Origin of the sequence: Georgenia wangjunii (assembly GCF_036421975.1) — a bacterium.
Lineage (GTDB): Bacteria > Actinomycetota > Actinomycetes > Actinomycetales > Actinomycetaceae > Georgenia_A > Georgenia_A wangjunii.
In genome coordinates, this window is sequence record NZ_JAZGON010000002.1 from 135,835 (window position 1) to 156,759 (window position 20,925).

Sequence of the window (20,925 nt, forward strand, 5' to 3'; positions counted from 1 at the left end):
GGATGAGCATCCCGACGTCAGAGCAGGGCTACGCGTCGCAGGCGGCGCCCTGGTGGGCCCCGGCGGACGACGAGACGACCCCCGAGCTGCAGTGGCCACGCAACGTCGCGGTGTACGACCAGATGCGCCGCCAGGACGCGCAGGTGATGTCCGTGCTGCGGGCGGTCACGCTGCCGATCCGGCGCACGACGTGGCGCCTGGACCCTGCCGGCGCGCGGCCCGAGGTCGTGCAGCACGTCGCGGACGACCTCGGCCTGCCGATCGCAGGACAGGAGGACCGGCCCGTCGTCCGCACACGGGACCGGTTCTCCTGGCCCGACCACCTGCGGCACGCGCTGCTCATGCTCCCGTTCGGGCACTCCTACTTCGAGCAGATCTACCGCATCGACGAGGCGGGCGCCGCGCACCTGCGCAAGCTCGGGTGGCGCCCGCCCCGGACCATCTCCAAGGTCGACGTCGCGCCGGACGGTGGCCTGGCTGCGATCGAGCAGCACGCCGACGGCAAGACGCACCGCATGGAGATCGACCGGCTGGTCGCCTACGTCAACGATCGGGAGGGCGGGAACTGGCTCGGGGCGTCGCTCCTGCGGCCGGCGTACAAGTACTGGCTGCTCAAGGACCGGCTCCTGCGCGTCCAGGCACAGACGGTCGACCGGAACGGCCTCGGCGTGCCGGTCTACGAGGCCTCCGAGCTCCACGACTCCGTCACCGGCGACGAACGGACGAAGCGCGAACAGGATGAGATCGCCGCCGGTCTCAAGCTCGCCAAGGGCTTCCGGTCGGGGAACAACGCGGGCGCTTCGATCCCGCACGGCGCGAAGCTCACGATGAAGGGCGTCGAGGGCGACCTGCCCGACGCGGACAAGCCGATCCGCTACTACGACGAGCAGATCGCCCGGGCCGTGCTCGCGCACTTCCTCAACCTGGGCACGGAGACGGGTTCCTGGGCGCTGGGGAGCACGTTCGCGGACTTCTTCACCCTCTCGCTGCAGACGGTCGCCCTCGACGTCGCTGACGTGACCACGCAGCACGTCGTGGAGGACCTCGTCGACCTCAACTGGGGTTCGTCGGAGCCGGCGCCGCGCGTGGTGTTCGACGAGATCGGCTCTCGCCACCCAGCGACAGCGCAGGCCATCAAGGCGCTCGTCGACTGTGGGGCCATTACCCCCGACGCGAAGCTCGAGCAGCACGTGCGCACCACCTACGGCCTGCCTGCGGCCGACACGGCGACTGCGCGGCCCGCTCGGGCCGCATCCGCGCCGGATGAGCCCGAGCAGGACCCCGCTCCGGCCGCACCGAGCGCCGACACCGGCGCCTGGCCGCCGTACCCAGCCGCCAAGGAGGCGCCATGACCGACACCCGCTACCGCTTCCGGGGGAGCGTGCGCCCTCAGCCGGGCACGCGCGCGTCCGCGCTCAAGGCCGACGTCGCCGACGGCGTGGCCACCATGCGCCTGTACGACCCGATCGACTCGTGGGGCGGCGACTGGGGCGTCTCGGCGAAGGAGTTCGCCGACGCGCTCGGGACCCTGCCGGCGAACACCACGGAGATCCGCCTGCACATCAACTCCCCAGGCGGGATGGTCTACGAGGCGATCGCGATCCTCAACCAGCTGCGCGCGCACAAGGCGCGCGTCGTGGCGGTCGTCGACGGGCTGGCAGCGTCGGCTGCGTCGTTCATCGCGGCAGGTGCGGACGAGGTCGTCATGGGCCGCAACACCGAGATGATGGTCCACGACGCCTGGAATTTCGCCATCGGCAACGCCGCGGACATGCGCAAGGCCGCCGACGACCTCGACCAGATCTCGAACAACATCGCCTCGATCTACGCCGCGAAGGCCGGCAACGACACGGCGGCGTGGCGCGACGTCATGCTCGCCGAGACGTGGTTCTCCGCCGACGAGGCCGTCGCCGCGGGCCTGGCCGACTCCGTCGACACCGGCGAGGCCGCCGACGAGCAGGCCGCGGCGCGCTTCGACCTGTCGATCTTCGCGCACGCAGGCCGCGACCAGGCGCCGCCGCCGCCCGCCCCGCTGCTTGACCGCGGTGGCCCGCTGGCACCCGCCGCTCGAGCGGTCAACGACGGCCCGCCCGAGCGGGTCGTCCCCCAGAACCCTCCGGCCGAGCCGGTGGACAGCAGCACGACCCCCAACCAGGAAGGAGCCGACGCCATGTCGGACACTCTCATCAAGGGGCTCCGTGAGCGGCTCGGCGTCCCGGCCGACCAGGAGCTCACCGAGGCCCAGGCGCTCGCGGCCGTCGACGAGGCGCTCGCCGAGCGCGCCGGCGACGGGCCGGCGAAGGCCACGTTTACCCCGCCCCCCGGGACCGTCGTCCTCGACTCCGCGCAGTACGAGGAGCTCAAGGCCAACGGCGAGGCCGGCGTCCAGGCGCGCGCGGAGCAGCTCAAGGCGAGCCGCGAGGCGATCGTCGACGCCGCGGTCGCCGACGGGCGCATCCCGCCCGCCCGCAAGGACCACTGGCTCGCCCAGCTCGCCGCCGACGAGGAGGGCATCGCGCCCGTCCTCGCCTCCCTACCGAAGGGCACCATCCCGCTGGTCGCCAAGGGCGTCACCGGCGGCGTCGACGAGTCCTCGGACGAGGACTCGTTCTACAGCAGGGCCTGGGGCGCGCCCCAGGCCACGAACAGCGAGGAGAGCTGACATGGCGGACTACACGCCCCTGTTCAAGCCCGGCGACGCGGTGACCCACACCGCCTCGGCCGACGTGACCGGCGGCCGCGTCGTCGAGATCACCGGGAACCGCCAGGTCGCCGCCGCTGGCGCCGACTCGGCCAAGGTCGTTGGCGTCGCCGGCTTCGACGCGCAGAGCGGCGAGTCGGTCACCGTCTTCTCCGGCGGCGTCCAGCGGCCCATCGCCGCCGGTGCCATCACCGCGGGCGCGCGCGTCGCCACCGGCGCCGGCGGCACGGTCTCCGCGACCGGCACCAACAAGATCGGCACCGCGCTCGCGGCTGCCGCCGACGGCGCCGCCGTCCCGATCCAGTTCGACCGCTGAGGAGGCGGCTGCCATGCCCTACACCTACCCCGCACCCCCGCCCACGGTCGGGTCGGACCTCACCACGGTGGAGGTCCACCACCTCCTGAGGACGCCGACGCTCATCCGCCGGCGCCTCACCGACATCCTCCGTAACCGCTTCATCGCGGACTACCTGCTCGCCGGCCGCTTCCGCGCCGTCGGCGGCGCCATCCTCTACGAGACGGGCGAGACGATCTACCCGGCCGACGCGCCGGAGGCGATCGCCCCGGGCGGGGAGTACCCCCGCACGGTCCTCACCAGCGGCGAGCTCGCGGCCGCCAAGACGGTGAAGTGGGGCCAGGACACGCCCGTCACCGATGAGGCGATCGCCCGGCTGCTCCTGCAGCCCGTCAACCGCGGCCTGCGCAAGGTCGCGAACGGCATGATCCGGCACGTCGACGGCGTCGCCCTCGGCGTCATCGGCTCCAAGGTCACCCAGACCTACGCGGCGGCCGCGTGGGCGGACGCGGGCGCGATCATCGACGGCGTCCTCGGCGCGAAGGCGAAGGCCGAGGAGGACAACGAGGACGACGAGTTCGACTACAACACGGTCGTCCTCAAGCCGACCCAGTTCGCGAAGGTCGCAGGCCGGCTCATCAAGAGCGACCTCGTGCCGCGGGAGTCCCAGAACGCCGTCCTCACGGGCGTCATCCCGGACTACCTCGGCATCACCTGGACCACCTCCGGCCGGGTGCCCTTCACCGACCCGCTGCTCGTCGACCGCGACGAGCTCGGCGGCATGGCCGACGAGAACCTCGGGTCCCCGGGCTACGCCTCCCTGGACGGCGTCGAGGTCAAGTCCATCCGCGAGGAGAAGACGGACGAGTACCTGCTGCGCGGACGCCGCGTCACGGTGCCCGTCGTCCTCGAGCCCCGCGCGGGCATCCGCATCACCGGGACGGGGGTCTGACCATGGCGAAGACCTACGAGTACGTCGTGACGGCAGCCTGCGTGGTCGTGCCCGTCAACGGCGCGGAGCGCTACCTCTACAAGGGCGTGGTCCTGCCCGACGGCGTCACCGCCAAGGACCGCGACCGCCTCGTCGACGTCGGCCTCGTCACCAAGAGGGAGTCGGCGCCCACGGGTGAGGGCGACACGGGGGGCGGGGACCAGCTCTACGACCCGGGCGTCCACAACGCCGACAAGGTGATCGCGCACTTCGCGACGGTGACCGACCCCGACGAGCGGGACCGGATCATCGCGGCGGAGCGCGCCGGCAAGAACCGCTCCACGCTCGTGGCCGACCTCGAGAAGGCGCTCACGGGCGCCGGTTCCGGGTCCTGACGGAGGGAGGGGGCGCGCATGGCTGATCTGGCCACGACCACGGAGTTCGCGACCGCATGGCGCCCCCTCCGACCGTCCGAGATCCCGCGGGCGGCCTACTGGATCGGCGTCGCATCACGGAAGGTCCGCCGCCGCTGGCGCGACGTCGAGGACCGCATCGCCGCCGGCGACCTCGCCAGGGACGACGTCCGCGACGTCGTCCTCGCGCTCGTCAACCAGGTCCTCGGGCCTGCACCGGTGCCAGGCGCGAAGTCGTGGCAGGAGCAGCGGTCCTCCGGTGAAGAGTCCCGGTCCTACTCCGTCACGATGTCGCCGGGCAAGGACCCCCACCAGCTCATGGTGTTCGAGGAGTGGATGCTCGAGATCTTCGACGGCTCCAGCACGGGAGCAACCCCGACGGGTTGCTTCCCACCCGCCGCGCGCTGGCCCGAGGGGTCGTGATGTGGGACCTCTGGCAGGACGACCTGCACCCAGAGACCCTCACCGCGCTCGCGGTCGGCGGTGACGTCGTCCTCGAGGGCTACAACGTTCAGACGGTCACGGTGGGCCGGGGCGCCACGCAGGTCGGGGCCGAGGGCGCGGGCGCGGTGCGTGCGCATGCCTCGGGCCCGCTCACGGACGCGGTGCACGACGGTCAGACGGTCATCCACCGTGGCCACGTGTACGAGGTCGACGGACCGCCCCGGCACTACACGGGCGGGCCGCTGGACCACACCGAGATCGCGCTCGTCGAGCGCTTCCCCGCGCAGTGGCTCACGAACGTCGTCGTCCTCCGCTCGGAGCGAGACCCGCGCGGGCACCCGATGCCCGACCAGCGCATCCCCGTGACGGACTGCCTGGTGCGGTGGCTCTCGTCCACCGAGGAGGTCGACCGCTCGAACGTTGCCTCCGGCACCGCGGTGCTGTACCGGCGGCGCCGGGACGGCTTCGAGTTCCTCTCCACGGACCGCATCGAGGTCCCGCAGACGGCGCTCGCACCTGGTGTGTGGCACGTCGACGGCGACCCGAAGCGCTGGCCGAACACGGTCCAGCTCGACCTCACGAAGGGGGAGTGATGGCAGGCATCGAGTTCACCCCGAACGACGCCGGCATGAGGGCACTCGCGAATTCGGTCGGCGTCGGGCAGGCCATGGTCGCGGCCGCGCAGCGCGTCGCCCCCTCGGTTCCTGGCGCGAGGGTGCGACGAGCGAAGGTCAACGTCCTGGGGCGGTGGGGCGGTCAGCGCGCCGGCGCGGTCATGGAGTCCACGGAGGCGGCGGTGCGTGACCTCGCTCGCGCCGCTGACCGGATCGAGCGGGGCGGCATCTGATGGCGTTCCCCGACGCCCGGGAGGCTGTGGCCCAGCTCCTCACCGGGATGGCCACCCGCCACGGCGAGCTGGCCGTCTACGACGTGCGACCGACGGACTTCGAGGAGCACCTGCCCGTCGCGATCGTCTACCGCGTCGGCGGCACGCAGGCCCAGACCGAACGCGTCGACCGCATCACCGTCGAGGTCTACGCCCCCGCCACCTCTCCCGGCAACCAGACGGCGCAGGTCGCGGACGACGTCAGCACGGCGCTCGCGGACCGGTACCACGTCGTCGCCGGCGTGGGCGTCATCGACTGGGTCGACGTCGAGTCGGTCCCCGTCGACGTCCCGTTCCCCAGCGACGTCGTCGGCCAGTACGTGGCGACGTACCGCCTCACGACCCGACCCGAGTAGCACCCCCATCGGCCCCCGCGGGGGCACCCACAACCGCCCTGGAAGGGGATCGTCATGCCCACTGCTGAGGAGCTGCGCATCGCAGCCGAGAACACCTCGCTCATCCGCAAGGCCCTCGTGGTCATCGGTTACCTCGCGCCGATGTCGGCCGCGCCGGTCACCAAGCTCTACGAGTCCGCCACGGGGTTCATCCAGGTCCCCGAGGACTACGTCCCCGTGGGTCTCGTCTCCCGCGGCAACCCGTACAGCTTCCCCACGGACGCCACGACCGAGGACGTCACGTCGCTGAACCACGGCGGCCCGACGCGTCAGGACATCGTCTCCGCGACCCGCACCATCAACTACACGGCGCAGGAGACGAAGCGCTCGAACCTCGAGGTCGCCTACGGCCTCGAGCTCGGCTCGATCGTCCAGGACGAGGACGGCGAGGCCGGCTTCGCGCACCCCGAGGTGCCCCTCGCCGTCGAGCGGCGCCTCCTCATCGTCGGATGGGACCCCAAGGCCGGCGGCTGGGCCATGGGCCGCTTCTACCCGAAGGTCCAGCCCAACGCCTACCCGGAGATCACCTGGGGCGGCGACTCCGCGATCGAGTACGAGACGACCCTGCAGTCGTTCGTCGACGACACCCTCGGGTACTCGCTCTGGGACATCCCCGTCGCTGGCCCGGGCGCGCTGGCTGCACGCGAGGCCCTCGGCTTCGCGGCGCCGACCCCCTGATCCCTGGTGGTGGCGCGCTCGCCGGGTGTCGCGCCACCACCAGGCTCCAACACGGCATCACCCGGCTTCCCTCATCGCTACAGGAAGCGAGCAGACCCATGACCAGATTCGTGAAGGACGGGGCCCAGCCCATCGAGTCCTCCGCCCCGCGTGACCGCGTCAACCTCCTCGCCCAGGGGTACCGCGTCGAGGAGCTGAACCCCTCCCAGCACAACGTCGAGGAGGTCGTCGCGCACCTCGAGGCCGCAGACCCGGCCGAGCGCGCGCGCGTGCTGGCCGCCGAGCGCAGCGGCAAGGCGCGCAGGACGGTCCTCGACGCGCCCACCGAGCCTGCCGGCGGCACCCCCACCGAGTAGTACCCCACCCACGAGACACCCGGAAAGCAGGCGCATCACCATGACAGAGCAGACACCCCCCATCGCCGCCGCCGTCGCCGCCACGGAGGCCCCGCCGACGTCGGCGGCCGACGACCTCAACCAGGAGCCGGTCGAGGTCGGCAAGCGGCTCCTCCTGCGGTTCAAGGGCCAGGAGTTCACCTTGCCCGACGTCGCGCACGACCGCCCCTGGCGCGAGGTCACGAAGATCCTCGCCAACCTCGGCGGGGAGCGCGGCGCGCTCCCCTTGGAGAAGTCCTTCGACGAGCTCTTCGGCGCCCAGATGACCAAGACCGTGGACTGGAACTTCGCCGACTTCTCCGAGTTCGCCAGCCAGGTCGCCACCCGCATCGGCGCGTCGGTCGGGTCCGCGGGGGAATAACGCGGCTCGCGACGCTCATCGAGCGCTATCGCGAGCCGATCCGCGCTGACCTCCAGCACGAGTACGGGGTCGATCTCGCTGCCTGGTGGCAAGCCAGGCGGTGGATCGCCCTCCTCGAGCTCATCGACCAGCTGCCGGCCACGTCCCGGCTCCACGCCGCGCTCGCGGACGATCCGAAGGTCGCCGAGGAGCGGCTGGCTGCTGAGCGGGAGGCGACGCACGGTGAGGGCGAGGCGTGGTCGCCGCCGCTGACGGACTGGGACACGAGCACCTTGCTCCTGGCGGAGATCCGCGACCGCCTCGGTGAGGCGATCCGGGGCATCGCCGCGATCGGCAAGGCGAAGACGTCCCGCGATCGCCCGTTCCCGCGGCCTCGCACCGAGCTCGACCGGGCGCGGGACCGCGCGGAGCAACGCGCCTACCTCGAGGGGTTGGCGGTCTTCTCCCCGCACGCGCTGACGAACAACTGAATCCCGGAAGGCGGTGGTCCGCTTGGCTCTGCCCATCGTCGGTGGCGCGGCCGTCGAGGTCCGCCCGGTCTTCCCGGGGTTCAACCAGTCCATGACGAAGGGCCTGACCCAGGCGATGTCTGGGGCGGGCGGCCAGGCGGGGTCGAGCTTCGCAGGCGCCGCCGAGCGTTCCATGGGCTCGCGCCTCGGCGGAGCGTTCAAGTCGGTCGCGAAGGTCGGCGTGGCCACGATCGCGGGTATCGGCACGGCGGTCGCTGGCATCGCGATCAAGGGCGGCATCGACCGGGCGCTGAACATCGAGGACGCGCAGGCCAAGCTGCGCGGCCTCGGCCACGACGCGGCCTCGGTCACGACGATCATGGAGTCCGCTCTCGGTGCCGTGCGCGGCACGGCCTACGGGCTGGACTCGGCGGCGACGGCGGCTGCGGGCGCCGTCGCCGCCGGCATCAAGCCGGGCCAGGAGCTCACGAAGTACCTCTCGCTCACGGCGGACGCTGCGACCATCGCGGGCACGTCGATGGACGAGATGGGTTCGATCATGAACCGCGTCCAGACGAGCGGGAGCGCCTTCACCGAGGACCTCAACATGCTCGCCGATCGGGGTATCCCGATCTTCCAGTGGCTGGCCGACGAGTACGGCGTCACGGCGACCGAGCTCCGCAAGATGGTCTCCGACGGCAAGGTCGACGCCGAGACGTACCGCAAGGTCATCGAGGAGAACATCGGCGGGGCGGCCCTGGCCTCGGGCGACACCACGCGAGGCGCCTTCAAGAACATGGGCGCCGCGCTCTCCCGGGCCGGGGTCACCGCGTCGTCGGTCTTCATGCCTCACATGAAGTCCGCGTTCGGTGAGGCGACCGTCCTCATCGATGGGATCAACGAGCGGCTCGGCCCGGTCATGGAGGACTTCACGGAGTGGTTCGGCCCCCGGGCGGCGGCCGCCCTGGACGGCTTCGGACAGCGGTCTCTCGACACGATCGACCGGGTCGGGCCCAAGATCGTCGGCTTCTTCACGAACGCGAGGGCCGGCGCCCAGGGGCTGTACGACCTCGTCGCGAACGGGAACTACTCGAGTGCGCTGCGGGACGCGTTCGGCTGGGAAGAGGACTCCCCGGTCGTCGACCGGATCCTCGACATCCGCGACGCCGCCCAGGGTCTCTACGACCTCGTCGCGAACGGCAACTACTCCGGTGCGCTGCGGAGGGCGTTCGGCTGGGAAGAGGACGACCCGATGGTCGACCGGATCCTCGACATCCGGGACGCCGTCGGCCAGTTCTTCGACGACCTCCGCAGCGGGGACACCGAGAGCCTCGGCGGCTCGTTCCGCTCGATCGGTGAGTCGATCGGCGTGCTGGCCCCGGTGATCGTTGACGCGAAGCAGGCGCTGCCGGGCTTCACCGACGCAGTCAGGGTCGGCGCGTCCGTCCTCGGGTGGATGGCCGACCACGTCGACCTCGTCGCCAAGGCGATCCCGTTCGTCCTCGTCGGGTTCGCCGCGTGGAAGACCATGCAGCTGGCGAACAACCTCGTCGGCCGGCAGTCGGTCGTCGGGCTGGGCTTCGAGGTCTCGTCCCGCTTCGCTCTCGCGGCAGCCATCCGCGCGCAGACCGCGGCGACCGTCTCGTCAACCGCGGCGACGGGGACGAGCACGGCCGCACAGGCCGGGTCGAACGCCGCGGTGAACGCGGGCTTCTTCGCCCGCACCCGGGCGACGATCGCCCTGGGCGCTCACCGCGTCGCGACGGTGGCCTCCACGGCGGCATCGAAAGCGATGGCTGCAGGCCAGTGGCTCGTGAACGCGGCGATGACCGCGAACCCGATCGGTCTCGTCGTTGCGGCGCTCGGACTACTGGTCGCGGCGTTCGTCACGGCCTACAAGAAGTCGGAGACCTTCCGGAACATCGTTGACGGCGCGCTCCAGGGCGTGAAGACCGCCGCGAGCACTGTCTGGAACTGGCTCCGCGACAACGTCTTCGCGAAGTTCGGCACCGCGCTGGCCGCCATCGGCACGGGCGCGGTGGACGCGAAGAACACCTTCATGCGCGGGTTCAACGACATGCGCAACGCCGCCCGGTCGCCGATCAACTGGGTCATCCGCGAGGTCTACACCGGCGGCATCAAGGGCGTCTTCGACCGGGTGGCCGGGGCGCTCGGCATCAGCACGCGACTGCCGGTCGTCAACGAGATCCCCGCCTTCGCGCGGGGTGGCCACGCCCGACCGGGCTGGGCGCTCGTGGGCGAGGAAGGCCCCGAGCTCGTCAACTTCGACCGTCCAGGCCGGGTCTACACGGCGGCCCAGACCAAGGCCATGCAGCAGGGGTGGTCCGAGCAGAACCCGCCGCACGGCGCGTCCGTCTGGGACAACCTCGGCAACGCGTGGTCGGCCACCTGGCGGGGCGCGGCGGATTGGGTGCGGGGCGGGCTGGCGGACGCCGCCGGCGCGGTCCTCACCCCGCTGCGGTCGCTCGTCACGTCCTCCCTCGGGGGCCGCGGCGCGATGGGAGACATCGCCAGCGGCACGGCGACGTCGGCGATCGACAAGCTCGTGTCGTGGATCCGCGGGAAGGACGAGGAAGCGCAGACCGACCCACAGGGCCGGTCGCTGCGCGGGGCACGCCCTCACGTCAACGCTGGCGCGTTCCGCATCGCGGACGCGGTCGGCGGGATCCGCACGATGCAGGCGTTCAACCAGTCCATGGCCGGTGGCCACCCGAAGGGCTTGGCGGTCGACTTCATCGACGCGATCGGGAAGCTGAACCGCGTCTCGGGCTACATCGTGGACCAGGGCTCCCGCCTGGGCACGGACTACATGGCGTGGCAGGGCCAGCTCTGGTCCCCGGGCCGCGGGTGGCGCCCTCAGGGGCGTGGCTTCGGAAACGACCCGTACCACCGCTGGCACCTCCACTGGGAGGCGCTGGCCGGCGCCAAGACCGCCGGGGGCCGGGCGGCGGCGCAGGTCTACGACCGGGGTGGGGACCTCCTCCCCGGCGGGATCGGCGTCAACCTCTCACGCAAGCCCGAGTCCGTGCTGACCAACCAGGTCACCCGGGACATCCACCGTCTCGCAGCCGGCCGCGCTCGCGGCGGGAGCGAGTACGTGCAGCTGGTCGACGAGCGGGGTGACGTCATGGCGCGACTGCGGAAGGTCTCGCGGGATGAGGTGACTGCCGCTCTGCCGAGCCGGCTGGACGTTCGAGCACGGAGGGGGGCGGGCGGGTAGTGCCGATCAAGTGGGGCGGTTACAAGTCCACACCGACCCAGTCCGCGCGGCTCGGCATCGAGTGGACGGTCTCGGGGAACCCTGCGTCGGGCTCGGTCACGGTGACCGTCCAGTACCACCTCGAGCACACGCAGTCCGTGAACCAGACCCAGACGATCAACCGCACGGGCACGTGGACCGGGGCAGTGCCCATCGCGGCGCGTCAGGGCAGGGTATCGACTGCCACGTACACGATGACGGTGCCCACGCTCTACGGGTCGGCGGGAGAGCGGCACTTCGGTGCCTACCTGTCGGGCGGGTACCACGGGCTCGTGCCGTCGGTGGACGTGAACGTGCCGATCCCGGCGCGGCCGTACCTGACGCCGAATGCTCCGCCGGCGCTGTCCTCGCCGAGGTCGTCGGACACGCAGATCAACGTCTCTTGGACGACGTCCTACACGGGCGCCGACGGTGCGCGCCCGTGGGTGGGGGTCTACCTCGAGCGGTGGGACAACGTCCGCAACGCGCACGTGCTCGTTGCGACGCTGCCGTGGTCGACGACGTCGTACAGCGACCGGTCGACGATCGGCAACCGCCGGTACGTCTACCGCATCCGCGCGTACAACGCCGCGGGGACGTCGGCCTACACCTACGGGCCGATGGTGGTCACCACACCGGCGGCGCCGGGCACGCCGGTGGCGACGAAGGACACGACGGACATCGTTCTGCAGTGGTCCCGGAACGCCTACGACGAGGCCGCCTACCAGGTGCACCACGCGACGAACGGGGTCTGGGACGCGGCCCCGCTGGCCACGACGGCGGCGAACGCGTGGACGTGGACGCACGTCGACCCGGATCCGGCGGTCACGCACACCTACCGGCTCCGCGCCGCCCACGCGGGTCTCGTCTCGCCGTACTCGGCGGCGTCGAACGTCATTCAGCTCCTGGCGGCGCCGCACGCCCCGACGGGGCTGGCGCCGACGGGAACGACAGACGCTGCAACCTCGGTCCGCGTGGAGTGGGCGCACCAGAGCGTGGACGGCACCCGTCAGACGGCGCGCGAGATCCGGCACCGGATCAAGGGCACGACGGCGTGGACGACGACCGGCAAGCTCGTGTCGTCGTTGGAGCAGCGCACGATGCCCTCCGCGTCGTTCAACAACGGCACCGAGTACGAGTGGCAGGTCCGCACCTGGGGGCAGCACGCAGACCCCTCGCCGTGGTCGACGACGGCGTCGTTCCGTGCGTCGGCTGCACCTACGGTGGCGGTCAACCTGCCGGCGACGGTGGAGACGTCGTCGCTGACGGTGCCGTGGGGGTACTACCACTCGGAGGGCACGGCTCAGTCGCAGTGGCGGGCTGGTCTGTATGACGCGGCCGGCGCGGTCCTGGAGATGCGTACCGGCTACGGCCAGGGCACCGCCGTGACGTTCGCTCACGTGCTCGCCGATGCCACCACCTACGAGGTGGGGGTGGAGGTCCGCAACGGCTACGGCCAGTGGTCGACCGAGGACCGCGTGGGCTTCACCGTGTCCTACCCGCCGCCTCCGGTTCCGTCCGTCGTCGCGACGTGGGACTCCGGCGCCGGCGTCGTCATCGTGACGGTTACGAACCCTGCCTATGGCGAGGGGGAGGTCGACACCCACCACAACCAGGTCTACCGGGCCATCAACGAGGGCGCGTGGGTGCTCATCGCCGACGACGTCCCCCCTGGGGGCACGGTGACCGACTTCCTGCCGATCATCGGCGGCGTCAACTACTACCGAGTCGTCGCCGTCTCCGAGCTCCCCTCCACAGCGGAGGCCGCGCTCGCGACAGTCGCGCCCGGCGCGCGCGAGAAGTGGGTCTGGATCAACGGCGGTCCTGGGTTCGCTCAGGTCGCCCGCGTTCACGCCAATGCCAAGCTCTCGGCGAAGGCGGGACGCGAGAAGGTCCTCCACCACTTCGCCGGCCGGCCCGACCCCGTCGAGTTCACCGGGGAGGCCCGCTCGCGCACCGGCGGCCTGTCCGTGCGCGTCGCACCGAACCCCGACGGCGGAGCCACCGCCGAGGACATCGAGGCGCTCGCGGACCTGCCCGCACCGCTGTGCCTGCGTGACCCGCTCGGGCACCGCTGGTTCGTCTCCCTCGGGGACGTCGACACGAGTTATGAGGGGATCGTGGCCGAGCTGAGTGTCCCGTTCACGGTGGTGGACCACCGTGAGTAGCGCGCCCGTCGTCCTGGTCGAGCCGGCCGCGCCGATGCACGTGAGCGCCGTCGACCCGCTGCTGTGGCACCGGGAGGCGCGTTGGCGCATCGACCTGCTCAACCGGGCTGACGAGCCGATCGGCACGCTCGGCGGGATGCTCACGGCGGAGGACGTGGAAGGCGGCAAGCACGGCGTGGGTGGCGGGTCGTTCGAGTACTCCATCCATAACGTGATCCGCTCGACCGGCTCGCTGACCTACATCGGCGAGCCGGTCACGGCAGGCGGCGAACCGATCGACTGGCACCAGGTCCGGATCCAGCCCTGGTACATCCTCAGCACCCCCACCGGAGAGCGCGAGGAGCCGATGGGGGTGTTCATCCCCGCGGCGCCCAAGACGGCCCACACCGCGGCTGCGCGCACGCAGGACATCGAGCTCTACGACAAGCTCCTCACGCTCGACCGGGCCAAGGTGAAGGCCACGCACACCTACCCCGCCGGCACCGTCGTCACGACCGCCGTGGCCGAGCTCATCGCCTCGGTCGGCGAGACGCGCGTCGCCGTCACCGAGTCCACCGAGACGCTCAGCGTCCCGATGGTCTGGGGAGCGGGCACGACGAAGCTCAAGATCATCAACGAGCTCCTCGAGGCCGCGAACTACCTCAGCGTCTGGGTCGACGGGTACGGCGTCTTCCGTGCCGACCCCTACGTGCGGCCCAGCGACCGGGGCACGCAGTGGGCGTTCGTCGACGGCGCCGAGTCGATCTACCTGCCCGACTTCACCCACGACAGCGACGGCTTCGACGTCCCGAACGAGGTCGTCCTCGTCGCCACCAGCGACGGCGAGACCGAAGCGCTCGTCGGGTACGCCGTCAACGAGGACCCCGAGTCGCGGTGGTCGGTCCCCAACCAGGGCCCGAACACCGTCACCGAGACCGGCGTCGAGGCGACCTCGCAAGCGGTCCTGGACAACCTCGCTGCCCGGCGCCTCGTCGACCTCACCCAGGTCGCGAGCACCTTCGAGATCCGGCACGCCTGGGTGCCGTCCGAGCTCAACGACGCTGTCCTCTTTCGCCGCGCCCAGGCCGGCATCACCGGCGCCCGCTGCGTGGTGCAGAAGCGCTCGTTCGACATGGCCACTGGCGCGCTCGTCACGGCGACACTGAGGGAGGTGACCACGTGATGGACGGCGCGCTCGCGGACCTCCTCGCAGGCCCGGCACCGGCCCCGTCGCCGTACCGCTTCGGCACGATCACCGGGGTCTCACCGACACGGGTACGGGTGGACGGCGACCCAGGCCCGATGGGCTCGACCCCGATCACCATGGTCCACGTCGTCCCAGGCGACCGCGTCCTGCTGCTGTTCTCGGGTCGGCAGATGCTCGTCCTGGCCGTCGTCGGCGGCGGTCAGGCGCGCGAGGCGACAGCGACGCATGAGGGCAGCGTCTGGACGGGCCGCTTCCGGGTAGTCCGGGTCGGACGGGGCCAGGGCCTGCTGAGCGCCTGGTTCAGGCGCACGGCCACCGACGCGACCGCCTCAACCGCAGCGACGCCCTTCTCGACCGGACTCACGCCGAACCTCGTGCTGCCGGCCTGGGCGCACATCACCGGTACCGGCGTCGGCGACATCACTCTGCCGATCCCAGCGGGCGTCTCGGGCAGCGGCGTGAACCAGACCATCCACGTCTTCATCGACGGGGAGACGTCGGTCCTGTCGTACCGGGCGCAGGCGGCGTTCACGTGGACGCCGAGCGTCTTCGCCGCGCTGACCGTGCCCGTGGACATCGCCGACGACTGACCGAACCGACCGGAGGGGGGCCCGGGTGGCAGGCATCGACCTGACGACCATGAGCGAGGACGAGCTGCGGAGCCTGATCCGCGACGCGCAGTCCGAGCTAGACCGCAAGAGGACCCTCAAGCGTGCACCGCTCGAGCTCGCACACCTCGCCACGTCCTACCTCCGCGCTCGCGGACTTAAGCCGGGCGACCCGTGGCAGGCGCAGCCGGTGGGCGCGATCGACGCGTTCTACCCGGCGGGCTGGACGGTCCAGCATGAGGGCGCGCTGTGGATGGCTCTGCCACCGGGGACGATCACCGAGCCCGGTGGGCCCGGCTGGCAGCTCGTCGAGGGCGTGCCTCAGATCCCGGAGCCCTACGTCGGGGCCGCGAGCTACAGCACGGGCGAGCGGGTCGTCTTCGAGGGGCAGGTGTGGCGATCGCTCGTCGACGACAACACGACCTCGCCGGCGGAGAACCCGCCGGGCTGGGACGTGGTGACCGCGTGAGCGCCGGGCGGGGGGCAGCCTGATGGTGGAGTTCATGGGCGTGCCCCTCAGCATCCCGGGCCTGTCCGGCTGGGGCGCATTCGTCCTGCTCGCGTGGGTGATCATCCGCGCGTTCCTCAAGGGCGACGTCCGCACCGACCGTGAGTTTCAGGAGCTGCGCGCAGACCGTGATGCGCGCCTCAAGGAGGCGGCGGAGTGGCAGACCGCGCACGCGAAGGAGATCGCCGCGCACGAGGAGACGCGCAGGCAGGTCACCGCACTACTACCCGTGGGCCAGATCACCGCGAAGGTCATGCGGTCGCTGCCCGTCGACGTCAATCAGGAGGGTCAGCCATGACGGGTTGGCTGTCGAGGCGCCGGAAGGACGATGCCACCGTGCCGCCGCCGCAGCTGGACGAGGCGCGGAGCGCGGTCGAGGCCGCCGAGGCTTCGCTCGAGTCGGCGCGCCGCCGCTGGGTGCCGGTGAACCTCGTCGCGTGGGACGTCGATGCGGTCCTTGTCGAGAACCACTTCGAGCAGCGGCTACGTAACGCGTATGGGGGGAACTGAGATGTCGCACCTGACGAACGTGGGCCTGCTCGCGCTGGCGGTGATCTGGTGGGGAGCGGTGGTCCGGTACTGGTGGCGGCTCTTCGTGCCGTGGCGGGTCCGGCTCTCGCGTCGCCCCTACGTCTACCGCACCCGCGTGAAGGTGAAGCGCTCGATCCACGCGTGGCACCTGATCCTCATGGGCGTCGCGGTCGCGGCGCTGGGCACGGAGGAGCTCGTGATGCAGCGCCTCCTCGGCGGGTGGGATGGGCACGACGAGTTCATCAGCGCGGTCGTGCTCGTCGTGATTCTGCTGGGCGCTGACCGGTGGCGGCTCCTCGGGAGGTCCGTGCCCGAGGAGATCGCGGAGGACGAGGCGTGAGGGCAGGGGACATCGCGTTCGCCGCCGGATCGCACCTCGCCGGTTGGCTGATCCGCACGGGTGACCATTCCCGCTACAACCACACTCGCTTCGTCGTGGACGCCGCCGGCAACTGTGTGGAGGCGGCTGGTGGGGGCGTCCGGTGGGGGAAGGTCCAGCCCGGCGACGTGATCGCGTCCCCGCCGCTGACAGACGTCCAACGTGCTGCCGTCCCTGCCGTGGCCGCGTCGCAGGTCGGCATCCCCTACGGCTACCTCGACGTCATCACCCTGGGTCTCGCGCAGGTCGGCCTAGCGAAGGGCTGGGTCGCCACGCGGATCGAGAACCCGACGACGCTGTTCTGTTCGCAGCAGTGCGACGAGGCGCTGTGGATGCTCGGCTTCCACGCCTTCACGGACGGACGCCTGCCGCACAACGTCACTCCGGGCGACCTGTTCGACAACGCGGTTCGCACGGGCTGGGAGTTCGAGGTCGTCCCGATGTCCTGACCCGCTCGCCCGGCACACCCCGTCATCCCGGCGGGGTGTTCGTCATGCCCCGAGGAAGGAACCACCGATGAGTGAGAGCACGCCCGAACCCACCGACGCCGACGCCCCCGGTGTCGGAATCGACTGGGACCGCGAACGCGACGGGCGCATGGCCGACTACGCCGCACCCGACGACGCCGTCCCCACCGTCCGCGTCCAGCGCACAGGAAGGACGTGACCTGATGTCCACCTACTACCACCCCGGCATCCTCGACCACCTCCTCGACTGGGGACTCGACGTCGAGGTCGTCGCCGGCTGGGAGACGCGCGGCGTGCGGAATCTCGCCACCGGCGCACGGATGCCGTTCAACCCGCGCGGCGCCCTGTCCCACTGGACCGCTGGCCCCAAGACCGGTGAGCGCCCCTCCCTGCGCATCTGCCTCAACGGGCGGCCCGGCATCCCGGGCCCGCTCTGCAACGTGTTCCTCGGCCGCTCGAGCGTGGTGCTCGTCGCAGCCGGGCGCGCGAACCACGCCGGCGCCGGGTCGATCGCGGGCCTCACCTCGGCGTCGCAGCTCTGGGGCACCGAGGCCGAGGACGACGGCAGCAACGGGTGGACCGACTTCCAGCGATGGGCCTACCCCCGCATCAACGCCGCGTTCTCCACGTACTCCGGGTTCGACGAGTCCATGCACTTCTCGCACGCCGAGTACGCCACCCCCCGCGGCCGAAAGGTCGACATCAACGGCTACACCATGGGCGCCATGCGCGACCAGATCGGGACGCTGCTTAGGTCCGGCCCGAAGACCCCCGCCGTCGCGCTCAAGGCGCCGGTGCGGGACGTGTCCGAGGTGCAGGTCGCACTCGCCGTCCTCGGCTACTACGACGCCGGCCCCGCGCTCGAGTACATCGACAACGATCCCGGCCCCGCTTTCCGGGCCGCCGTCATCGCCTACCAGGGCGACCGCCCCGACGCCCTGTCCGCCGACGGCTGGTGGGGTCCCGCAACAGACGACCACTTCAAGGAGCACGACATGACGAAGATCGTTAACGAGTTCGTGAGCGGCCTGCTCAACTACCGCGGCCCGGGCGGTGGCGAGCTCAGCGTGTACGGGCACATCGTCGCCGCGTCCAACCAGACCTCGGGGATCCGCCGGCCCGGCGACCCCGCCGCAGACGCCGACGGCAAGGTGTCGCTGCGGCAGGAGGTCGCCGACGCCAAGACCCTCGCCGCGCAGGTTGCCGGCGAGACCGCCGGTCTGCGCCTGGCCCTCGAGCAGGCGACCTCCGGCAGCGGCATCGACCTCGACGCCGTCGCGACCGCCGCGCGCGAGGGCGCCCGCGCTGGCGCCGGTGAGGGCGTGGCCGAGGCGATCGAGTCCGTCGACGCCGACGTCACGCTCAACGTCCGGAAGGGAGCCTGACCCGTGACCGTCGAGACGCCGGCCCCCGGCACGCCGACGCAGGTCGCGCACCCCTGGAAGGCGACCCTCCGCACGCTGGTCGCGAACCTCCTCGCCGCGCTCGCGGCCTGGCCGGCGCTCGTCGGCCTGCTCACGGAGACCGTCGGCCCGTACCTGCCCGAGAACTGGGTCGCCTGGCTCGGCGGCACGCTCGGTGCCGTCGCGGCCGCCGCGGCGTTCCTCACCCGGATCATGGCCGCCCCGTGGGCGCAGCGCTGGCTCACGCTCATCGGCCTGGGCACGGGCGTGGAGTCCGAGCCACGCCACCGGGCCGAGGGCTGACCCATGCACGAGTGCACCGGCTGCGGGATGCCCTACACGTCCGCGCTCGCGGCCGCGGAGTGCGCCGAGCAGGACGACGCCGAGGCCAGCGTGGCTCGGCGCGCGTCCCGCTCGGCCGCCTCCCGCCACCACGCCCACTACCGAGGCGGCGACGACAGATGACCGTCGCCTTCGAGCTCCCGCCGGTCACCGACCCTGCCGGGTACGTCGCCGCCCGCGACCACCTCGAGCGCCGGCTGACCGACGAGGTCGCCCACGGGCGCGACCTCGAGGACCTGGTCGAGCGGATGCTCACCGCGCTCGCGGTCAGCCATGGCGTGAGCGTCGACGTCGAGCGTCTCCGGTGGATCCCGCCGGTGAGAGAGGGGACCACCTGATGGCTTTCCACACGTTCGGGCCTCTGCTGGTCGTCGACGTGCGCTCGCTCGCGCCGGTGGTCGGTGCGGCGGTCACGGTCGTGGACGCGGACACCGGCGAGGCGGTCACGCCCTACGGCATGGGCGCTGCGCCGGCGGCGGTGCAGCTGGTGACGAACCCCCGCGGGTACGTGGGCCAGTTCCAGGCCGACGCCGCGCACACGCACGTGCGAGCCACGGTCGCGGCCGCCGGCGTGGATCCGGTGCACCTGACCGCGAAGGAGGCGGACGCGACCGTTGCACAGGCCGCGGCCGACGTCCTCGCGACGCGGGTGCAGATGCTCATCGGCGGTTCGGTCGAGGACGGCTCCCTCATCCTGACCCGCTACGGGGGCGGGACCGTCGACGCTGGCTACGTCCGGGGCCCTGCAGGCCCGCCGGGGCCGCCCGGCCCGCCGGGCTCCGGCGAAGGCGGCGCCGGCTCGCTCTCGCTCATACCCGACCCGGCCAGACCCGGGGTGTTCCGAACCGGAGGGACCGCACCATGACCGATACCCCGATCAGCCCTGGCATGGGCCGCGTCGTGCGGCGTATGCGCGATGGCGCCGGCAAGCCCCTGGCGGGCGTGGAGGCCACCTTCCGCCCGCGCGTGGCGTCGGTGCTGGGAACGGGGGAGGAGATCCCGTCCTCTTACCACGCTGGCGTCGTCGTGACGTCGGACAGCGGTGGGTGGCTCGCGCAGGGTGAGGGGCGCTTCGTCGAGCTCATCGGCACGGATGACCCCGCGCGGGTCCCGGTGGACTGGCAGTGGGAGGTGTCGTACTTCCACCCCGCGACCTCGATCGACACGCAGGTGTTCTCGCTCCCGGTCGGGGAGACGGTCGACCTCGTGAAGGTCGCCGACGTCGGGACGATCCCCGGCACGATCCCCGTCGTCACCGACGAGACCAGGGTCGCCGCCCAGGCGGCGGCCGACGACGCCCGAGCCGCGGCCGACGACGCGCTCCAGGCGGTCGCGGCGGTGCCGCAGGCCGTCGGGGACGAGCTCGACGCGCGCGGTGTGCCCACCCTCTCGCCCTCCGCCCGCACGGGCATCTACATGATTGGAGCACAACCGTGAGCGAGCCCACCTGGGAGCCGGCCGACTGGGACGGCATCGTCACCACGAACGCGGACAACGACCTGCCGCCGGACGTCTACGACCGGGCCAAGGAACGGCTCGAGGTGGATCTGACGGGCACCTTTGCCACACCCACCGAGGACGGGCGCCTCGCCATCGGCGGCCAGCCGGTCGGTCCGGCGGCGGTCGGCGCTCAGGCGGCGGGCGACTACGTGACGGCCGACGTCGTCACCGCAGTCGGAGACCAGGTGCTCCGCGCCGCCGACGCACCGGCTGCCCGGACGGCGCTCGGGTTCACGGTCGATACCACCGTCGGCACGCGCGTGTTCGTCGGGGAGCAGATGGTCTACGGCTCCGTCACGCGCCAGATCCTCCAGGCCGACCTCGTCAACGGGTGGACGACCGGGGCGGCACTACGGCTCTCGCGTGAGGGCAACATCGTGACCCTGCACCTGCCCTCTGGTGGTCTCAACGGGTCGGCGAAGACCGCCAACGTGTTCTTCAACCTCCCGGCCGGGTTCCGCCCGGACATGCCCGGCAACTACGGCAACCTGGGCAACCTGCCGGGAGGCGTCACCGTGGCGCGCAACTTCTTCGGCATCGAGTGCTCCGCCGCTGGCGCCGTCTCCGGTGTCGTCATGTGGCGCACCGCGGAGACCTGGCCCACTTGAAGAGAAGCGACAGTCGCC

General features: G+C 71.7%; 30 protein-coding genes. All 30 read left to right on the forward strand.

Going from position 1 to position 20,925, the window contains the following annotated elements; genetic code table 11:
• Nucleotides 1-2: 2 nt before the first annotated feature.
• The 30 genes from V2J63_RS04505 (at nucleotide 3) to V2J63_RS04650 (ending at nucleotide 20,907) form a co-directional block, all read left to right on the forward strand.
• Complete coding sequence (locus tag V2J63_RS04505; RefSeq protein WP_331229809.1) at nucleotides 3-1,352, forward strand: phage portal protein family protein; 1,350 nt, start codon at nucleotides 3-5, stop codon at nucleotides 1,350-1,352.
• Nucleotides 1,349-2,662: a head maturation protease, ClpP-related gene (locus tag V2J63_RS04510; RefSeq protein WP_331229810.1), complete on the forward strand. Its 1,314-nt coding sequence runs from the start codon at nucleotides 1,349-1,351 to the stop codon at nucleotides 2,660-2,662. The genes V2J63_RS04505 and V2J63_RS04510 overlap by 4 nt, the downstream gene beginning before the upstream one ends.
• A 1-nt stretch (nucleotide 2,663) precedes the next feature.
• A complete protein-coding gene (locus tag V2J63_RS04515) occupies nucleotides 2,664-3,017 on the forward strand; it encodes a capsid cement protein (RefSeq protein WP_331229811.1) in 354 nt (117 codons plus the stop codon).
• A 13-nt stretch (nucleotides 3,018-3,030) separates the two neighbouring features.
• Entirely contained in the window at nucleotides 3,031-3,948 is a 918-nt protein-coding gene (locus tag V2J63_RS04520) for a phage major capsid protein (RefSeq protein ID WP_331229812.1), read from the forward strand.
• A gap of 2 nt (nucleotides 3,949-3,950) precedes the next feature.
• Nucleotides 3,951-4,322 (forward strand): hypothetical protein, encoded by a 372-nt coding sequence (locus V2J63_RS04525; protein WP_331229813.1) that lies wholly within the window; start codon nucleotides 3,951-3,953, stop codon nucleotides 4,320-4,322.
• Between the two features lie 18 nt (nucleotides 4,323-4,340).
• Nucleotides 4,341-4,763 (forward strand): hypothetical protein, encoded by a 423-nt coding sequence (locus V2J63_RS04530; RefSeq protein WP_331229814.1) that lies wholly within the window; start codon nucleotides 4,341-4,343, stop codon nucleotides 4,761-4,763.
• On the forward strand, nucleotides 4,763-5,377 hold the full coding sequence (locus tag V2J63_RS04535) for a hypothetical protein (RefSeq protein ID WP_331229815.1): 615 nt from the start codon (nucleotides 4,763-4,765) through the stop codon (nucleotides 5,375-5,377). Before V2J63_RS04530 ends, V2J63_RS04535 begins: the two co-directional genes overlap by 1 nt.
• On the forward strand, nucleotides 5,377-5,631 hold the full coding sequence (locus V2J63_RS04540) for a hypothetical protein (protein WP_331229816.1): 255 nt from the start codon (nucleotides 5,377-5,379) through the stop codon (nucleotides 5,629-5,631). Before V2J63_RS04535 ends, V2J63_RS04540 begins: the two co-directional genes overlap by 1 nt.
• Entirely contained in the window at nucleotides 5,631-6,026 is a 396-nt protein-coding gene (locus tag V2J63_RS04545) for a hypothetical protein (protein ID WP_331229817.1), read from the forward strand. The genes V2J63_RS04540 and V2J63_RS04545 overlap by 1 nt, the downstream gene beginning before the upstream one ends.
• A 54-nt stretch (nucleotides 6,027-6,080) precedes the next feature.
• Nucleotides 6,081-6,743 carry a hypothetical protein gene (locus V2J63_RS04550; RefSeq protein WP_331229818.1) on the forward strand — a complete coding sequence of 221 codons (663 nt, stop codon included), beginning with the start codon at nucleotides 6,081-6,083 and terminating at the stop codon, nucleotides 6,741-6,743.
• Between the two features lie 98 nt (nucleotides 6,744-6,841).
• Nucleotides 6,842-7,099, forward strand: coding sequence for a hypothetical protein (locus V2J63_RS04555; protein WP_331229819.1), 258 nt, complete (start codon nucleotides 6,842-6,844; stop codon nucleotides 7,097-7,099).
• A 40-nt stretch (nucleotides 7,100-7,139) separates the two neighbouring features.
• Nucleotides 7,140-7,499 (forward strand): hypothetical protein, encoded by a 360-nt coding sequence (locus V2J63_RS04560; protein ID WP_331229820.1) that lies wholly within the window; start codon nucleotides 7,140-7,142, stop codon nucleotides 7,497-7,499.
• A 272-nt stretch (nucleotides 7,500-7,771) separates the two neighbouring features.
• The gene (locus V2J63_RS04565; protein ID WP_331229821.1) at nucleotides 7,772-7,969 is read left to right on the forward strand and encodes a hypothetical protein; all 198 of its coding nucleotides are present in this window, start codon (nucleotides 7,772-7,774) and stop codon (nucleotides 7,967-7,969) included.
• A 22-nt stretch (nucleotides 7,970-7,991) separates the two neighbouring features.
• Nucleotides 7,992-11,189, forward strand: a complete 3,198-nt coding sequence (locus V2J63_RS04570) for a tape measure protein (RefSeq protein WP_331229822.1) — start codon at nucleotides 7,992-7,994, stop codon at nucleotides 11,187-11,189.
• Nucleotides 11,189-13,375 (forward strand): fibronectin type III domain-containing protein, encoded by a 2,187-nt coding sequence (locus V2J63_RS04575; RefSeq protein ID WP_331229823.1) that lies wholly within the window; start codon nucleotides 11,189-11,191, stop codon nucleotides 13,373-13,375. The genes V2J63_RS04570 and V2J63_RS04575 overlap by 1 nt, the downstream gene beginning before the upstream one ends.
• Entirely contained in the window at nucleotides 13,368-14,537 is a 1,170-nt protein-coding gene (locus V2J63_RS04580) for a hypothetical protein (RefSeq protein ID WP_331229824.1), read from the forward strand. Before V2J63_RS04575 ends, V2J63_RS04580 begins: the two co-directional genes overlap by 8 nt.
• Nucleotides 14,537-15,151: a hypothetical protein gene (locus tag V2J63_RS04585; protein WP_331229825.1), complete on the forward strand. Its 615-nt coding sequence runs from the start codon at nucleotides 14,537-14,539 to the stop codon at nucleotides 15,149-15,151. The genes V2J63_RS04580 and V2J63_RS04585 overlap by 1 nt, the downstream gene beginning before the upstream one ends.
• A gap of 25 nt (nucleotides 15,152-15,176) precedes the next feature.
• Nucleotides 15,177-15,638: a hypothetical protein gene (locus V2J63_RS04590; RefSeq protein ID WP_331229826.1), complete on the forward strand. Its 462-nt coding sequence runs from the start codon at nucleotides 15,177-15,179 to the stop codon at nucleotides 15,636-15,638.
• A gap of 34 nt (nucleotides 15,639-15,672) precedes the next feature.
• Nucleotides 15,673-15,975, forward strand: coding sequence for a hypothetical protein (locus V2J63_RS04595; protein WP_331229827.1), 303 nt, complete (start codon nucleotides 15,673-15,675; stop codon nucleotides 15,973-15,975).
• Nucleotides 15,972-16,187, forward strand: coding sequence for a DUF7620 family protein (locus V2J63_RS04600; RefSeq protein ID WP_331229828.1), 216 nt, complete (start codon nucleotides 15,972-15,974; stop codon nucleotides 16,185-16,187). The genes V2J63_RS04595 and V2J63_RS04600 overlap by 4 nt, the downstream gene beginning before the upstream one ends.
• Before the next feature lies 1 nt (nucleotide 16,188).
• Nucleotides 16,189-16,548: a hypothetical protein gene (locus V2J63_RS04605; RefSeq protein ID WP_331229829.1), complete on the forward strand. Its 360-nt coding sequence runs from the start codon at nucleotides 16,189-16,191 to the stop codon at nucleotides 16,546-16,548.
• Between the two features lie 218 nt (nucleotides 16,549-16,766).
• Nucleotides 16,767-17,036: a hypothetical protein gene (locus V2J63_RS04610; protein WP_331229830.1), complete on the forward strand. Its 270-nt coding sequence runs from the start codon at nucleotides 16,767-16,769 to the stop codon at nucleotides 17,034-17,036.
• Nucleotides 17,037-17,103: 67 nt separating this feature from the next.
• Nucleotides 17,104-17,253, forward strand: a complete 150-nt coding sequence (locus V2J63_RS04615) for a hypothetical protein (RefSeq protein ID WP_331229831.1) — start codon at nucleotides 17,104-17,106, stop codon at nucleotides 17,251-17,253.
• 4 nt (nucleotides 17,254-17,257) lie between these two features.
• Entirely contained in the window at nucleotides 17,258-18,439 is a 1,182-nt protein-coding gene (locus V2J63_RS04620; protein WP_331229832.1) for a peptidoglycan-binding domain-containing protein, read from the forward strand.
• Between the two features lie 3 nt (nucleotides 18,440-18,442).
• A complete protein-coding gene (locus tag V2J63_RS04625) occupies nucleotides 18,443-18,760 on the forward strand; it encodes a hypothetical protein (protein ID WP_331229833.1) in 318 nt (105 codons plus the stop codon).
• A 3-nt stretch (nucleotides 18,761-18,763) separates the two neighbouring features.
• Nucleotides 18,764-18,922, forward strand: coding sequence for a hypothetical protein (locus tag V2J63_RS04630; protein WP_331229834.1), 159 nt, complete (start codon nucleotides 18,764-18,766; stop codon nucleotides 18,920-18,922).
• Nucleotides 18,919-19,137 (forward strand): hypothetical protein, encoded by a 219-nt coding sequence (locus V2J63_RS04635; RefSeq protein ID WP_331229835.1) that lies wholly within the window; start codon nucleotides 18,919-18,921, stop codon nucleotides 19,135-19,137. The genes V2J63_RS04630 and V2J63_RS04635 overlap by 4 nt, the downstream gene beginning before the upstream one ends.
• Complete coding sequence (locus tag V2J63_RS04640) at nucleotides 19,137-19,664, forward strand: hypothetical protein (protein ID WP_331229836.1); 528 nt, start codon at nucleotides 19,137-19,139, stop codon at nucleotides 19,662-19,664. The genes V2J63_RS04635 and V2J63_RS04640 overlap by 1 nt, the downstream gene beginning before the upstream one ends.
• Nucleotides 19,661-20,236, forward strand: a complete 576-nt coding sequence (locus tag V2J63_RS04645; protein ID WP_331229837.1) for a hypothetical protein — start codon at nucleotides 19,661-19,663, stop codon at nucleotides 20,234-20,236. The genes V2J63_RS04640 and V2J63_RS04645 overlap by 4 nt, the downstream gene beginning before the upstream one ends.
• Nucleotides 20,233-20,907 (forward strand): hypothetical protein, encoded by a 675-nt coding sequence (locus V2J63_RS04650; protein ID WP_331229838.1) that lies wholly within the window; start codon nucleotides 20,233-20,235, stop codon nucleotides 20,905-20,907. The genes V2J63_RS04645 and V2J63_RS04650 overlap by 4 nt, the downstream gene beginning before the upstream one ends.
• The last annotated feature ends 18 nt before the right edge of the window (nucleotides 20,908-20,925 follow it).

What these genes read in the sequence shown, in the direction of transcription:
- V2J63_RS04505 (WP_331229809.1), top strand. Translation starts at nt 3, where the DNA reads ATGAGCATCCCGACGTCAGAGCAGGGCTACGCGTCGCAGGCGGCGCCC.
- V2J63_RS04510 (WP_331229810.1), top strand. Translation starts at nt 1,349, where the DNA reads ATGACCGACACCCGCTACCGCTTCCGGGGGAGCGTGCGCCCTCAGCCG.
- V2J63_RS04515 (WP_331229811.1), top strand. Translation starts at nt 2,664, where the DNA reads ATGGCGGACTACACGCCCCTGTTCAAGCCCGGCGACGCGGTGACCCAC.
- V2J63_RS04520 (WP_331229812.1), top strand. Translation starts at nt 3,031, where the DNA reads ATGCCCTACACCTACCCCGCACCCCCGCCCACGGTCGGGTCGGACCTC.
- V2J63_RS04525 (WP_331229813.1), top strand. Translation starts at nt 3,951, where the DNA reads ATGGCGAAGACCTACGAGTACGTCGTGACGGCAGCCTGCGTGGTCGTG.
- V2J63_RS04530 (WP_331229814.1), top strand. Translation starts at nt 4,341, where the DNA reads ATGGCTGATCTGGCCACGACCACGGAGTTCGCGACCGCATGGCGCCCC.
- V2J63_RS04535 (WP_331229815.1), top strand. Translation starts at nt 4,763, where the DNA reads ATGTGGGACCTCTGGCAGGACGACCTGCACCCAGAGACCCTCACCGCG.
- V2J63_RS04540 (WP_331229816.1), top strand. Translation starts at nt 5,377, where the DNA reads ATGGCAGGCATCGAGTTCACCCCGAACGACGCCGGCATGAGGGCACTC.
- V2J63_RS04545 (WP_331229817.1), top strand. Translation starts at nt 5,631, where the DNA reads ATGGCGTTCCCCGACGCCCGGGAGGCTGTGGCCCAGCTCCTCACCGGG.
- V2J63_RS04550 (WP_331229818.1), top strand. Translation starts at nt 6,081, where the DNA reads ATGCCCACTGCTGAGGAGCTGCGCATCGCAGCCGAGAACACCTCGCTC.
- V2J63_RS04555 (WP_331229819.1), top strand. Translation starts at nt 6,842, where the DNA reads ATGACCAGATTCGTGAAGGACGGGGCCCAGCCCATCGAGTCCTCCGCC.
- V2J63_RS04560 (WP_331229820.1), top strand. Translation starts at nt 7,140, where the DNA reads ATGACAGAGCAGACACCCCCCATCGCCGCCGCCGTCGCCGCCACGGAG.
- V2J63_RS04585 (WP_331229825.1), top strand. Translation starts at nt 14,537, where the DNA reads ATGGACGGCGCGCTCGCGGACCTCCTCGCAGGCCCGGCACCGGCCCCG.
- V2J63_RS04595 (WP_331229827.1), top strand. Translation starts at nt 15,673, where the DNA reads ATGGGCGTGCCCCTCAGCATCCCGGGCCTGTCCGGCTGGGGCGCATTC.
- V2J63_RS04600 (WP_331229828.1), top strand. Translation starts at nt 15,972, where the DNA reads ATGACGGGTTGGCTGTCGAGGCGCCGGAAGGACGATGCCACCGTGCCG.
- V2J63_RS04605 (WP_331229829.1), top strand. Translation starts at nt 16,189, where the DNA reads ATGTCGCACCTGACGAACGTGGGCCTGCTCGCGCTGGCGGTGATCTGG.
- V2J63_RS04615 (WP_331229831.1), top strand. Translation starts at nt 17,104, where the DNA reads ATGAGTGAGAGCACGCCCGAACCCACCGACGCCGACGCCCCCGGTGTC.
- V2J63_RS04620 (WP_331229832.1), top strand. Translation starts at nt 17,258, where the DNA reads ATGTCCACCTACTACCACCCCGGCATCCTCGACCACCTCCTCGACTGG.
- V2J63_RS04630 (WP_331229834.1), top strand. Translation starts at nt 18,764, where the DNA reads ATGCACGAGTGCACCGGCTGCGGGATGCCCTACACGTCCGCGCTCGCG.
- V2J63_RS04635 (WP_331229835.1), top strand. Translation starts at nt 18,919, where the DNA reads ATGACCGTCGCCTTCGAGCTCCCGCCGGTCACCGACCCTGCCGGGTAC.
- V2J63_RS04640 (WP_331229836.1), top strand. Translation starts at nt 19,137, where the DNA reads ATGGCTTTCCACACGTTCGGGCCTCTGCTGGTCGTCGACGTGCGCTCG.
- V2J63_RS04645 (WP_331229837.1), top strand. Translation starts at nt 19,661, where the DNA reads ATGACCGATACCCCGATCAGCCCTGGCATGGGCCGCGTCGTGCGGCGT.